The organism is Parvularcula mediterranea (assembly GCF_013085255.1).
Classification (GTDB): Bacteria; Pseudomonadota; Alphaproteobacteria; order Caulobacterales; family Parvularculaceae; genus Parvularcula; species Parvularcula mediterranea.
Window position 1 is genome coordinate 1102661 of the sequence record NZ_JABFCX010000002.1, and the last position, 13078, is coordinate 1115738.

General features: G+C 62.4%; 14 protein-coding genes. 7 read left to right on the top strand and 7 right to left on the bottom strand.

Going from position 1 to position 13078, the window contains the following annotated elements; genetic code table 11:
• Positions 1-27: 27 nt before the first annotated feature.
• Entirely contained in the window at positions 28-1578 is a 1551-nt protein-coding gene (locus HK107_RS05960; RefSeq protein ID WP_173197647.1) for a DUF1800 domain-containing protein, read from the top strand.
• Between the two features lie 12 nt (positions 1579-1590).
• A complete protein-coding gene (locus HK107_RS05965; RefSeq protein WP_173197649.1) occupies positions 1591-2964 on the top strand; it encodes a DUF1501 domain-containing protein in 1374 nt (457 codons plus the stop codon).
• 85 nt (positions 2965-3049) lie between these two features.
• Here HK107_RS05965 and HK107_RS05970 read toward each other — a convergent pair whose 3' ends face one another.
• Complete coding sequence (locus tag HK107_RS05970; protein ID WP_198912313.1) at positions 3050-3697, bottom strand: vWA domain-containing protein; 648 nt, start codon at positions 3695-3697, stop codon at positions 3050-3052.
• A 10-nt stretch (positions 3698-3707) separates the two neighbouring features.
• On the bottom strand, positions 3708-5162 hold the full coding sequence (locus HK107_RS05975; protein WP_173197651.1) for a hypothetical protein: 1455 nt from the start codon (positions 5160-5162) through the stop codon (positions 3708-3710).
• A gap of 196 nt (positions 5163-5358) precedes the next feature.
• On the opposite strand from HK107_RS05975, the gene HK107_RS05980 reads away from it, so the two are divergent.
• The 4 genes from HK107_RS05980 (at position 5359) to HK107_RS05995 (ending at position 8962) form a co-directional block, all read left to right on the top strand.
• Positions 5359-6084 carry an MYXO-CTERM sorting domain-containing protein gene (locus HK107_RS05980; RefSeq protein WP_173197653.1) on the top strand — a complete coding sequence of 242 codons (726 nt, stop codon included), beginning with the start codon at positions 5359-5361 and terminating at the stop codon, positions 6082-6084.
• 83 nt (positions 6085-6167) lie between these two features.
• On the top strand, positions 6168-6764 hold the full coding sequence (locus HK107_RS05985) for a phage tail protein (protein ID WP_173197655.1): 597 nt from the start codon (positions 6168-6170) through the stop codon (positions 6762-6764).
• Positions 6765-6813: 49 nt separating this feature from the next.
• Positions 6814-7839, top strand: a complete 1026-nt coding sequence (gene hrcA, locus HK107_RS05990) for a heat-inducible transcriptional repressor HrcA (protein ID WP_173197657.1) — start codon at positions 6814-6816, stop codon at positions 7837-7839.
• A gap of 58 nt (positions 7840-7897) precedes the next feature.
• Positions 7898-8962 carry a DUF5694 domain-containing protein gene (locus HK107_RS05995; RefSeq protein WP_173197659.1) on the top strand — a complete coding sequence of 355 codons (1065 nt, stop codon included), beginning with the start codon at positions 7898-7900 and terminating at the stop codon, positions 8960-8962.
• Here the strand turns inward: HK107_RS05995 and HK107_RS06000 are convergent.
• Positions 8959-9474, bottom strand: a complete 516-nt coding sequence (locus HK107_RS06000; protein WP_173197662.1) for a retropepsin-like aspartic protease family protein — start codon at positions 9472-9474, stop codon at positions 8959-8961. The two genes, HK107_RS05995 and HK107_RS06000, sit on opposite strands and share 4 nt — an antisense overlap.
• Before the next feature lie 77 nt (positions 9475-9551).
• On the opposite strand from HK107_RS06000, the gene HK107_RS06005 reads away from it, so the two are divergent.
• Positions 9552-9938 (top strand): DUF423 domain-containing protein, encoded by a 387-nt coding sequence (locus HK107_RS06005; protein ID WP_173197664.1) that lies wholly within the window; start codon positions 9552-9554, stop codon positions 9936-9938.
• On the opposite strand, the gene dapB is transcribed toward HK107_RS06005, so the two are convergent.
• The 4 genes from dapB to HK107_RS06025 form a co-directional block, all read right to left on the bottom strand.
• Positions 9935-10630, bottom strand: coding sequence for a 4-hydroxy-tetrahydrodipicolinate reductase (gene dapB, locus HK107_RS06010; protein WP_173197666.1), 696 nt, complete (start codon positions 10628-10630; stop codon positions 9935-9937). The genes HK107_RS06005 and dapB overlap by 4 nt on opposite strands.
• Positions 10627-11385, bottom strand: coding sequence for a hypothetical protein (locus HK107_RS06015; protein WP_173197668.1), 759 nt, complete (start codon positions 11383-11385; stop codon positions 10627-10629). Before HK107_RS06015 ends, dapB begins: the two co-directional genes overlap by 4 nt.
• 71 nt (positions 11386-11456) lie before the next feature.
• A complete protein-coding gene (gene dnaJ / locus HK107_RS06020; RefSeq protein WP_173197670.1) occupies positions 11457-12620 on the bottom strand; it encodes a molecular chaperone DnaJ in 1164 nt (387 codons plus the stop codon).
• Positions 12621-12623: 3 nt separating this feature from the next.
• Positions 12624-12977, bottom strand: a complete 354-nt coding sequence (locus HK107_RS06025) for a hypothetical protein (RefSeq protein WP_173197672.1) — start codon at positions 12975-12977, stop codon at positions 12624-12626.
• Between the last annotated feature and the right edge of the window lie 101 nt (positions 12978-13078).

Sequence of the window (13078 nt, forward strand, 5' to 3'; positions counted from 1 at the left end):
CCAACATCTATCAGTCAGGCAGACGCCGTGCGCTTCTTGCAGCAGGCCAGCTTCGGGGGAACGCCCGAAGAGGTCAGCCAGCTCAGGAACAACGGCATCGAGCCCTGGCTCGTCGCGCAGCTCAACGCGCCTTACGCGCCTTACACGCCGCGGATCCAAGAGATCGACCGCTCGCGGTTCATTCAGACAAGAGACTATGTCGAGCTCTGGTGGGAGCGCATCGTCAATGGCGACGCCCAGCTTCGGGAGCGAATGGCCTATGCGCTTTCGCAGATCGTGGTTGTTTCCCTCCGGGACCCCGGCGTTGCCAAGCAGCGACTTGCATTTGCAACGTATACAGATCTTATTCAGCGTGAGGCACTCGGGAACTATTGCGATCTCATCCGTGAGGTGACGATGACGCCCGCAATGGGCATCTTCCTCACGCACCTGGGGAATAAGAAGGCGGATGCCGAAACAGGCTTCGTTCCTGACGAGAACTACGCGCGTGAGATCCTTCAGCTCTTCACGATTGGTCTCGAAACGCTCGATGCCGCGGGTCGGAGTACGGGTGCTGAGACCTACACCCCTGAGGATGTGTCAGGACTGGCCGCGGTCTTCACGGGCCTCTCATGGGCGGATACAGATTTCGACCGTCCACGGATTGATGAATTCAATCGCTACGCTCTGATGGAGGGTTACCGGGCAGAGCACGAGGCGATGCCGAAGAGCTTCCTCGGCACGACAATCGACTTCGGTGAGGACGCGGAGACGAGCGTTGCGGCCACGCTGGACTTCCTCCTGAGCCATCCGAACGTAGCGCCCTTCATCTCGAAGCAGCTGATCCAGAAGCTCGTGACGTCGAACCCCTCGCCGCAATATGTGCGCCGGGTGGCTGAGACGTTCGAGGCAGGCAGGTACACGCTGGCCAATGGCCAATCGATTGGAACGGGCAGGCGTTGCGACCTTGCGGCTACCGCGGCGGCCATCCTCACCGACGAGGAGGCGCGTCGTCCTGCCGGCAACGATTACGGAAAGATCCGCTCGCCCATCCTGCGCCTCGCTCAGCTCATACGAACCTACCGGGTCGATCAGGAAGTGACCCGCTTCGGTGAAATCCCGAACGCCTTCTTCATCAGCGATGCCGAGGACTCCGACAAGTTGGGCGTCAATGCCTTCCTGTCGCCCTCGGTCTTCAACTTCTACCGACCGGGTTATGTCGGTCCGGGTACGGAGAGTGCAGACCTCGACCTTGTCACGCCGGAGTATCAGCTCGCAACGACGCCTTCACTGGTTGGATACATCAACGCTGTCCGCCGGTATGCGTCCCAGCCGAACCGCGGCGTCACTGATTTTGACGTTGCTGTCATCGACTACCAGCGGCTCACCGATGTTGCTGACGATGCCACGGCCCTCCTCAACAGGGTGGATGGCGATCTGACGGGAGGTCTGCTTTCTGCCGAAAACCGAGAGAAGATTCTCTCCGTCCTCGAGATGATCGAGGTAAAGGGTAACGATGCCGACAATGATCGGAAGAAGCGGGTTGAGACCGCGCTCTTCATGGTCGCCATCTCCCCCGAATATGTTGTTCAGCGTTAGGAGGATATGATCATGCTCGACAGACGCTCTTTCATGATGGGGACTGCAGGTGCCCTTGCGGCCTCTCCGCTCCTCCCCTCAGCAGCGCTTGCTGCTGACCGTTCCGGCTACAAGGCGCTTGTGTGCGTGATGATGCTGGGCGGCGCCGATACCCATGACCTCCTGATTGGTCATGACCAGCCCTCCTATGATGCGTGGGCGGATCAACGTCGCTCAATTCTCAACAATTACGAGGCAGGCGAAAACCCGACGGCACGTGCCCGGGACCGTCTCCTCCGGCTTGATCCGCTCAATGGGGGCGAGTTTGGCTCCAGGGCCTTCGGCATGCCGCCGGAGATGGCGTCGCTCAAGGACCTCTTCGACAGGGGCGATATGGCCTTTGTACCAAATGTCGGCCCACTGATCGAACCGGTGACGCGCCAGCAGGTCAAGGACAAGACTGCTCGGGTCCCTTCCAAGATCGGCTCGCACAATGACCAGCGATCGACCTGGCAGGCCTTCTCTGGCGAAGGTGCCAAGGCGGGCTGGGGCGGCCTCATTCTCGATGCGGTGGGTGAAAGCTCTCCTTACACGGCGATTTCCGCGAGAAGTCAGACTGTGTTCCTGCAAGGTGAGGACACCGTGCAGCTTCAGGTCCCGTCCAATGGCCAGTTCAAGCGCGCCTACGGCATGGACAAGACGATCTACGGTAACGAAGAGATCACCCAGGCCATCCGGAGCTACTACAGCAATGCGGCTGACCACCTCTCCAACCCGCTGATGCGGGACATCGTTCGTGCACAGGGCAATGCCGTGGACAATATGGAGGTCCTCGCCGAGCTTCTGGATGGTCCCTCCATCGGAGATACGGTCCGGATCGAAGGCAATGGCTGGTCGCAACAGCTTGCGACGGTCGCCGACATGATCGGGCTCAGGAATGAGTTCGGTGTCAGCCGTCAGGTCTTCCAGGTGAGCGCGGGCGGGTGGGACACCCATAAGGACCAGCACGAGCGTATTCCTGGCCTCCTTGGGGGTCTCTCCCAGGCGATCGCCAGCTTCCAGGCTGCGATCGATGCGGCCGGTCTTTCAGATAGCGTAACGCTCTTCACGATGTCGGACTTTGGCAGGACCCTTCAGGCCAACTCGTCAGGGACAGATCATGGCTGGGGCGGTCACCACATGGTGGTTGGCGGCGCTGTCCGTGGTCAGAGGATTCACGGCCGTGTGCCTGAGTTTGCCCCTGACCACGACCGCGACTTCAAACGCGGCGCACTGATCCCTGAGATCTCCGTCGACCAATATGGTGCAGAACTGGCCCGCTGGTTCGGGCTCACCCAGAGCGAGCTGGATCTCGTCTTTCCGAACCGCCGCAACTTCGACCCGGGGGCGCTTCAGCTCTTCGCTTGATGCGCTCAAAGGCCGATCGCAAGAAGGCCCCGCACGGATGTTCCGTGCGGGGCCTTATTTTGGTCTTTGCGGTGGTGCGAAGGGGCTAGCGCCAACTGAACTCGAGGCGCTCGAGGTCGTTGACCACCTGCCAGGTGCCGCCGCCTTCTTCGACACGGGCCTGCCAGTCTTCAAGCCGTTTCATGTACTCGCGCGGATCGACATTGTCCGACTTCAGCTTGGTCACATTGAGGGCGATGACATGGAAGCCGTCGAGGGTCAGGGGGATGTCCCTGATATAGCCAGCGGGGAGATCTTCCTTGAGGTCCGAGAAGATGAAGATGACCTTCCGGCCCGTCTCCTTCTCGATCAGGAACTCCGAGGCCTGAAGAACGCCGCCTGTGATGTCCGTGTGGGAGGAGGGAGCGACGTCCTTGACGAAGCTGTCCACCCGCTCACGGAACTGGCGTTTCTGCTGGTTCGCGACCGAGGGACGGTCGTCGAAGTGCATCTTCGCGACGATGTCCCGCTCGGAGAAGCTGCCCGTATCGACGCGCGCGACGGCAAAGGCGTCGTCGGGTTCGAGGCGGGCGAGGATCACGTTGATGATCTGCTGCGCCTGGTCGATCTCCCGGGTGTAGGTGCCCGACGTGTCGATCAGCATGTAGACCCCGGTGTTGGTCACAGGGGGCTCTCCACAGGCAGCGAGGCTCGCTGCCATGGAGGTGGTCAGGGTAAGGATCGTTTTCCGCATGGCTTCCTCCTTAGGCTGCCTTTTGTTCCTGAAGACGGGCTTCGGTGCTCTCCAGCATTTCCCGCGCGCCGGACGGGCTCTTCATTTCAGCGCGGACGTCGAGGAATCTGCGCTCTGCCCAGAGGGGAGCGAAGATCACGACGTCGTAGAGCTGGGCGAAGACCCGGCCGAATTCTTCGAAGACCCGGGCAAGGAGCCTCAGGCCAAAGGCGGAGACCATCAGCGTCCCCGATGCCATCCATCCGAGGACGGAGCGCATGGAATGGATGAAGGTCTCGAGCGGGATCGCGATGAAGGTGAGGGCGAAGGGCAGGATGAAGCCCATGCCCATCTGCGCCGCCGTGGTGATCCACAGGAAGGCGACTTCCTGGGTCTCGTCGCCACGAAGCACGGCCGAGGTCGCAAGCTCGTCCTGAAGGAGCAGTTCCCGCATATAGGCGAGGCCAGCCTCCACACAGGCGAGGGACAGGAGGAGCGTGAAACTGACCACCGCAAGGCGGTGCCTGACCTTGTCGGGCAGGGAGGCGATCACCGGGAAGAGCGAGGTGATCCTGAGGCATTCCATGAGGAAAAGGCCCATCGACAGCTCGACAAGGATGATGACGAGGGCAGCGATATCGGCGGTCTTGAAGCTGCCGATATAGGTGTTGCCGCCGACCATTTCGGACATGGGCCGGGCGATGAGGTGGAAGTTCACCACCGCGCCGCCTGTTGCGACGATAAGCACGAGGCCTGCGATAAAGAACTGGACCAGGGCCGATGACTGGAGCGCCATCGCCGCCTGATCGGTATCCTTATGAATATCCTCGAACTTCTTCATCGAGGCATCCACGGACGCAGCCCGCTCGTTGAGGCTCTCGACCCGGCCCTTGACGTCGCCGAGGAGCTTCACACTCTCCCGCCAAGCAGGGGCCATGTCGTGGAGATGCTTGTGCCGCTGTCGGCAATCCTCGCGGTAAGCCTTGTTGGCCTCCTCGCCGGCCTTCTTGAAGGAGCCGTGGATCGATTCGAGGACCTGCCGCAGAACCGGCTCCGCCTTGTCGGGCACAGCCGCGACGGCTTCCACCGCGTCGGCCCAGCCGGGAGGCGATGGCGGGTTGGAGGCAGACTTGGCGTAGTCTTCATCAAGGCGCGTGGCATGGCCTGCCAGTTCCTGATGAAGGGTTGGATAGTCGCCAAGGTCACGGCGGACCTTGTCGGAGAAGCGCTCATACTCTCGCTCCACGAGGCGGGCAGCGGCATCGCGGCCAGCGGCGAGAAGGACTTCGCGGTTCCGGGCGACCAGCCTTGTCCTGACACGGATCAAACTGCGTGAGGCAAAGCGTAGTCCTGCGCCGATGGCAGACGAGCTTTCGCTCAGAACGCTCTTGATGGGCACTCTTGCGAGATAGAGCGCCACGATGGCGCCTGTGATGATTGCAGCGGTGCCGGCAAAGCTGTCGGCGAAAAAAGTAGCGTCGGACAAGGGTAGCCCCTCCCGTTTAAAAACCATCGCCCACCGCAGGCGCGCAAAGGTCCGCACGCTGCCCATCGATCAGGGTGCTCACGGAAAAGGTCTGCATGCAGGCGAGTTCGCGGCGAAAGTGAGGCAAGCACCTGAGCGCCAGGCGTAGTCTAGTGTTGCAGCGCACAAGTATTCACTGCGTAACGCTCTTGATAGAGTGCGCGACAGCTGGTGGATTGTTCAGAAAGGGGAGAGGTTCATGAAAAGGATAATCGGCGCGCTTGCCGCGATTTCTATGCTGTCCGTAGCTCCAGCTTATGCTGCAGTTTCCAGCACTTGTGGGGGCTCCAGTTGTACGCTGACCGAGCTGATTTCCGGCGAAACGATTACCATCGACGGTGTAACATTCAGCATCTCGGATTTCTTCGACACAAGCTCAGTGGCCCTCGATACCGACGTGATTACGGTCACCGGATCGTCTGAACCGGGGAAGGCGTCTTTGAAGTTCGAGGCAACACCGGCCCTCACCGTTATGGGTGATCTCGACTTTCTCGGTGCTGATTTCACGCTCGGCGCTGTGGTCGACATGATGTCGCCGGCGACGATCACAGGAGCATCCCTTGAGGCTGGTGCCGATGATCTTGCCATTTCAGGGCCCGGAGTTTCGTCGGCATTGTTCGACGTCGATGGCAGTTTCCTCGAGGTGTTTGACGATTCCGATTTTGGTGAGCTTCTCAGCAGTGCCACCGCGCTGGGCGGGGTCAGCATGATTTCGGCTCTCGGCAGCATCGGCCTCTTCGGTCTCGACTCATCATCAACGGCGAGCCTGACGGGCTTCACCTTCGCGCTGGACCTCGACGGGGTCCCGGAAATTCCGGTGCCCGCGGCGCTGCCTTTGTTCCTGGCAGGCCTCGCAATCATCCGCAGGCGGCGTACTACCTGAGCATACGCTCAGGCGCCTGCCTTAATTCATCTGTGTACATAGGGACCCGTGGAGCCTCCACGGGCATGAGGAGGAGTGAACCCATGAAACATTTCTGGAAGAAGACTGCGGCGACGGCGGCAGGGCTGTTCGCCCTGGCTGGCGGACAAGCGGCGGCACAGGAGTTCTACCTCGGCCAGATTATCTGGGGCGGCTGGAACTTCTGCCCCCGCGGCACGGCGACTGCCAATGGAGCGCTTCTTTCCATCTCGCAGAACCAGGCGCTCTTCTCGCTGCTCGGGACCCAGTATGGCGGGGATGGCCGGACGACGTTCGGCCTCCCTGACCTGCAGGGCCGCATGGCCATGGGGCAGGGCAACGGCGCTGGCCTCACACCGCGGAGAGAGGGCGAGGAAGGCGGCTCGGAAACAGAGACGCTGACCGAGGCGCAGATACCTTCGCACGACCATGATCTGAAAGCGACGACGGCCCTTGGGAATACCAACAACCCCAATGGCGCGGCCCAGGCCAATGGCCGGACGGCACGGGTCTATTCGACGAGCGCACAGCCTTTGAACACGACGATGAACGGCGAGTCCGTGGCTGATGCAGGCGGCTCCCAGTCCCACAACAATCTGCCGCCCTACACGGTCGTGAGAGCCTGTATTGTCACGGTGGGGACCTTCCCGTCCCGCAACTAGGGACCGTCCGGTCTTCCCTCTCTGCCACGAGCCGCGCTAAGCTGTGCTCGTGGCAAAATTGACTGATATCGACGTCCGCTCTCGGCAGATCTTCAAGGAGCTGGTCGAGACCTATCTCGAAACCGGTGAGCCCGTGGGCTCCCGGACCCTTTCCCGGCGCGATGGGGTTGATGTCTCGCCCGCCACGATCCGCAATGTGATGGCGGACCTTTCCGAGCTCGGCCTTCTCGATGCGCCGCACACCTCCGCAGGCAGGATGCCGACAGAGCGGGGGCTGCGGCTGTTCGTTGACGGGATGCTGGAGGTTGGCCAGCCGACGCCTGAAGAGCGCGCGGTCCTCGACCAGCGTGCAGGCGCGGGCGATGCCGAGGCCATGCTCGACAGCGCGGCGGGGATGCTCTCGGGCCTCACCCGCATGGCCAGCGTGGTTATGGCGTCGAAGAGCGAGCGGCCGATCAAGCATCTCGAATTCGTCCGGCTTGATGACCGCCGTGCGCTCGCCGTTATCGTTGATGAGGGCGGTGACGTGGAGAACCGCCTCCTCGACCTGCCACCGGGGCTACCCGCGACGTCGCTGATCGAGGCGGCCAACTATCTTAACGCCCAGCTGACGGGCCGCACCTTGCGCGAGGCCCAGCGGCTGGTGAATGCGGACATTGAAGCCCGCAAGACGGCGCTCGATGATCTGACGACGGAGCTTGTGAAGCGCGGCATCGCAGAGTTCAGCCAGGCTGGAGGCCGACAGCTTATTGTCCGGGGGCAGAGCAACCTCCTGGCGGGTGCGCAGGACGACCTTGCCCGGGTGCAGCAGCTCTTTGACGAGCTGGAGCGGAAAGAAGGTCTTCTGGATCTCCTCGAGGCGGCGCGGGATGGCGAAGGCGTTCGCATCTTCATTGGGGCCGAGAATCGTCTGTTCTCCCTCTCGGGTAGCTCGGTGGTGGCAGCGCCTTACAGGGACCGGGACCGCAACATTGTCGGCGTTCTCGGTGTCGTGGGTCCGACGCGCCTCAATTATGGCCGGGTCATTCCGCTAGTCGATTACACAGCAGAGCTCGTCACGCGCATGATGCGCTGAGGTCCAGACCTTGCGGGGTGTCCTCCTGGCTCCAACATGGCCCTGCGGGAGGAACGTCATGATCAGAACAGCCATTGCCGGGGCAGCGCTTCTCGCGGCCTGCGCCACGGCCCCCGAAGAGCGCATCGATTTCTCAGGCGTGCAGGACGACCTCGCGGGCGAACCGACCAAGGTCCTGGTGCTGGGCACGGTCCACATCAATCAGCAGCCTGCCGAAGCCTTTGACCTCGCCAACCTCTCGCTGGTCCTTGAGAAGCTCGAAGCGTTCGAGCCCGACATCATCGCGATCGAGAATGTGGACGGTGAGGACTGCTTCGTGATGCGCGCTTTCGGCAATGTCTATCCGGGCGTTGCCGACCGCTACTGCCCTGATCCACAGCCGGCGCTCGCCTCTCTTGGCATGACGCAGCCGGAAGCGACCATGGCGCTCTGGACGCTGCTCGACGAAGTGGGCGACGACCCGGCCCCTGCCCAGCGGCGACGGCTCGCTGCGCTCTTCTGGGCCACGGGCAATCCCTATTCCTCCGTGGTCCAATGGTATGGACTAGATGAAGCTGAGCGCAGGACTGGGGATGGCATCGACGAAAGCCTCCTTGAGCTGATTGAGAAGCGAAGTCAGAGCCGAAACGAGAGCAATGCCATCGCCGCTGTGCTCGCCGACCGTGCAGGTCTCCAGCAAGTCCATCCGATGGATGACCATACCGCCGACCGCGTCATTATCCGTTCAAAGACGAACCCCTACAAGATCCTCGGCGAAGAGGTCTGGGGCAAGTATGCGCCTGCAGGCCGGGCGTTCTACGAGGAGACCCTGAAGCTCATCGGTACGCAAGAAGGTGTGGTCGAGGCCTACAGGCGGCTGAACTCCCTCGAAGCCCAGAAGATGACGATCGCTGGTGACTTTGGCGCTGCCGCCGCCCATAGCGAGGAGACCCGGACCTATGTCGCCTGGTGGCAGGCGCGGGGGCTGCGCATGGCGGCCAACGTCGTGGAGGCTGCAGGCACGGAGCCGGGCGCCAGGGTGCTGGTCATCGTGGGCGCCTCGCACAAGGCCTATTTCGATGCCTACCTCGACCAGATGCAGGATATGGAAATCCTGTCCGTAGACGACGTTCTGGCAGACTAGTTCGTGTAGAGAATGAGCTTGTCGCGGGTGGTCTCGCGACGCTCGAACCGGTTGAGACCGTTGACCCCGAAGAGGCTCGTGGAGAGCTTGTCATCGGGAAGCACGACAACGGCAAGATCGCGCAGGATCAGCTCGTCGATTTCGAGGGCCGGAAGGGTCGCAGGCGCGCCGAGCACTTCGCCATTCGCCGTCTGGAAGGGGATCCGGTAGTCGCGCTCGCTCGGCTGGATTCCTGCCTTGCGCGCGTCACTCTCGCGGAGCGTCACGATGCTGGCGCCAGTGTCGACCATCATCCGGGTCGGGCGGCCATTGATCCGGCCGTCAAGCATGAAGTGCCCATCACGCCGTGCACTGATGATGATCTCTGACGGTGCGCCATCCATCATCTCGACCCGCAGGGGCTCAGGCTCGCGCAGGGGATTGTACCGGCCATCATCATCGAAGCCGCGCAGCCCGAAGAACAGGACCACCACGGCAAGGGTGCCGACCGCGATGAAACCATTGTTCTGCAAACCGTACTCCTTCGGTGGGTGATCCTGACCTTCCTTTCAGATAGGATGCTTCCGTGCAACGCGCGAGACCCAGATAGATGAAGCTTACGGCATGTGCCGCCATTCTCGGCTTTTCCGCGGTCGCTCTCGGCGCGTTTGGAGCGCACGGTCTTGAAAACCGCCTGTCTGCCGAAGCGCAGGGCTGGTGGGAGACAGCGAGCTTCTACCTTTTGGTTCACGCGGCCCTCGGCGCGGCGATGGCGGGGCAGGGGCGCCGGTGGCGGTGGGCGGTCGTTCTGTTGCTTGGTGGAGCGGCGCTCTTCGCTGCCACCCTCTATGCCATGGCGCTCGGCGCCCCGCGCGTGCTGGGCGCAGTGACGCCGCTTGGAGGGCTGGGGATGCTGGCAGGCTGGGCGCTGTTCGCACTGCAGGCCCTGCGTGGTCATGGGGCAGGGCTCAAGCCCGGCGGCAAGCGCCTGCGCTAGCGGGAGAGCCCGAGGACGTCGTCCATGCCGTAGAGGCCAGCGGGCTTGCCGATCACCCACTCGGCAGCCTTGATCGCGCCGCTGGCGAAGGTTTCGCGGCTGAGGGCCATGTGGCCGAGGCTGATGGTTTCGCCGTCAGCATAGAAGCCGACCTCGTGTTCACCGAAGACGCCCCCGCCGCGCCTGACGGCAAAGCCGATCTCCTCCGCCTTGCGGGCTTCGTCACGGCCGTGCCGGCCGAAATGCGCAGCTTCCGACAGGGCCGTTCCGCGTGCGCGGGCAGCAGCCTCGCCCAAGAGAAGCGCCGTGCCCGATGGGCTGTCTTTTTTATGCCGGTGGTGGGTCTCGAGGATCTCGATATCGAAGCCTTCGAGGCTCTTCGCTGCCGTGGCGACAAGGTGCTTCAGGACAGTGATCCCGAGAGACATATTGCCGGACTGGACGATAGCAATGTCAGCTGCCGTAGCCTTGATCTCCGCCTGCTGAGCATCCTCGATCCCCGTCGTGCCGGTGACGAAGGGGATGCCGTTCTCCCGGCAGAAGGCGAGCGCTTTCACGCAGCCTTCAGGGGATGAGAAGTCCACGACGACATCGATCTTCGAAGCATCCGCAAACGGATAATCCTTGGCCGGGTGAAGAGCCTTGATGGCTTCACCCATGCGCCCGCCGCCGCCGACAAGGCCGAGCTTCATGACGACACCGCAGCGAGGATCGCCTTGCAGTCCGTTGCTTCTGCCATGGCGGCCTGGGTCGCAAACCGCGCAGCCACGGGGCGGCCAGAGCCTTCCCATTCACCGAGGGAGATGTTCCCCTCATCGCCTAGAATGATGATCGTGGTCTGGAATCCGCGGGAGCGGAAAGCGGGCAAGCCGCAGAGAGTCAGGGCTTCGACGCCTTCCTCGCGGCGGCGCTCGGCGGTCATGGTGCTGACGTTTCTGGCGAAGGCTTTGCCGTCCGGCGTTGTGTCCACGGAGAAGTCGTAACTGTTGCCGTCATCCGAGCCGCACCGGCGCGAGAAAAGGATGCCTTCGGGTTTCGGATCGACCGGTTTGCGTTGGTAGAAGGCCGTGTAGTTCTGATAGACATCAGCCGTATCGTCATTGCACGTCTCATCGTTGAACGTGCCCGGCAGGGCGTTCGCAATGGCGCGGCCAACATCGTCGAGGGGCATGGTGTCCGGCATGGTCAGCGCGTCCCTGGCCTCAGCCTCGGCTTCCGCCCCCGCCATCTCGTCCGCGACGTCCGCAACCTTGCCATTGATCAGCTCATCAAGGCGGGCCTCGATGGCAGCCATCTCCGCCTCCTGCTCAGGCGTGATGGCTCCGCCGTTCTTGGCGATCTCCATCGAGATTTCGACGAGCCGCTCCTGACACTCCTCGAGCGTCATCTCGGAGACAGGCTTCAGAAGCAGCGCCGCCAGAGCAGCAGCCAGCAGGAGCTTGAACATGGGCACTTCCCTCTTCCCTCGGGTTCCGGATGAGAGACTAGAGCCTCAGGGCTCAGGGCCAAGCCTTTTCGTTAGCCGTCGGTCCCGTTGAGCTTGTCCCAGAAGTCCTTGGCCTTGCCCAGGAAGTCGTTCGACTTCGGGCAATCCTCGCCATCACCTTCCGCGCAGAACTCCTTGAGGAGCTCCTTCTGGCGGGCGGTGAGGTTGGTCGGGGTCTCGACGCGCAGCTCGACAAACATGTCGCCCCGGGTCTTGCGCCTCAGCTGCGTCATGCCGGAGCTCCGTAGGCGGAACTTCGTGCCGGTCTGGCTGCCTTCGGGGATCTTGATCTTGACCCGGCCGCCTTCGATGGTCGGCACTTCAACTTCGCCGCCGAGGGCCGCTGTCGCCATCGGAACGTGCACGTCGCAATAAAGGTCTGGCCCGTCGCGCTCGAAAAGCTCGTGGTCCGTCACGGAGACAAAGAGGTAGAGATCGCCAAAGGGTCCGCCCCTGAGGCCAGCTTCGCCTTCACCCGTCAGACGGATGCGGGTGCCATCCTCGACGCCTGCAGGGACATCGACCTGAAGTGTCCGGGTCTTCCGTACACGGCCCTGGCCGCCGCAATTGTCGCAAGGGTCGGAGATGACCTCTCCCTGGCCCTGACAGGTGGGGCAGGTGCGCTCGACCGTGAAGAAGCCTTGCTGTGCACGAACGCGCCCAGCGCCGCCGCAAGTGCCGCAGGCTTTGGGCTGCGTACCCGGCTTGGCACCTGATCCTTCGCAGACGTCGCAAGCCTCGGACGAGGGGATCGTGACTTCTTTCTCGATGCCACCAAACGCCTCGGCAAGGGAGATCTCGAGGTCGTATTTGAGGTCGGCTCCTCTTTGTGCGGAGGTACGCTGGCGCCCACGGGCCTGTCCGCCGCCGCCCATGAAGTCGCCGAAAATGTCTTCGAAGATGTCGGAGAAGGCCCCTGCGCCGCCGCCGAAGCCGCCGCCCATGCCTCCCCCAGCATTGCCCATGCCGCCGTTCTGGAACGCGGCGTGACCAAAGCGGTCATAGGCTGCCTTCTTCTGCTCGTCGGAGAGAACCTCGTAGGCCTCGCCGATTTCCTTGAACTTCTTCTCGGCTTCTTCATCCCCCGGATTGCGGTCGGGATGGTACTTCATGGCGAGCTTGCGGAAGGCCGACTTGATAGCCGCCGGATCCGCGCTCTTTTCCACGCCGAGAAGGTCGTAATAGTCTTGTGCCATTGCTCACTCGCTGCCCACCGATATGACATCGGATTGTGGGTGGCTCTCGTCTAGAGAGAAAAAGATTCCGCCATCGACGATCAGCCGTCGCGAACTTGTCCAGTTTAGGCTTTTGGCCTCGCCGTCGAAGACGGCTATCCGGTCATCAGGGGTCAATGCCGCCCCGGCTTCATCGACCAGGATCCAAGTCGCGTAGCCCGTCGTCGCGCCACAATTGACGATGTCGATCGCCGCAGAGAAGGCGCCATCCGGCGACGTCACTGCTGGTTTGATGTCGTGGCCACACTCGCCAAAAAGCGAAGTACCATCGCACGCTCCCAGAAGAAGAGCAGAAATCAAGATGCTGCGTTTCGGCATGGCTCACTCGCTCGGCTGACGCCGCCACCTCAGAACCGGGACCCATCTATGAGAAAAGCCGGCTAGGCCGGCCCCGAGGGTCCCGGGCAGCGCCGGGGGCG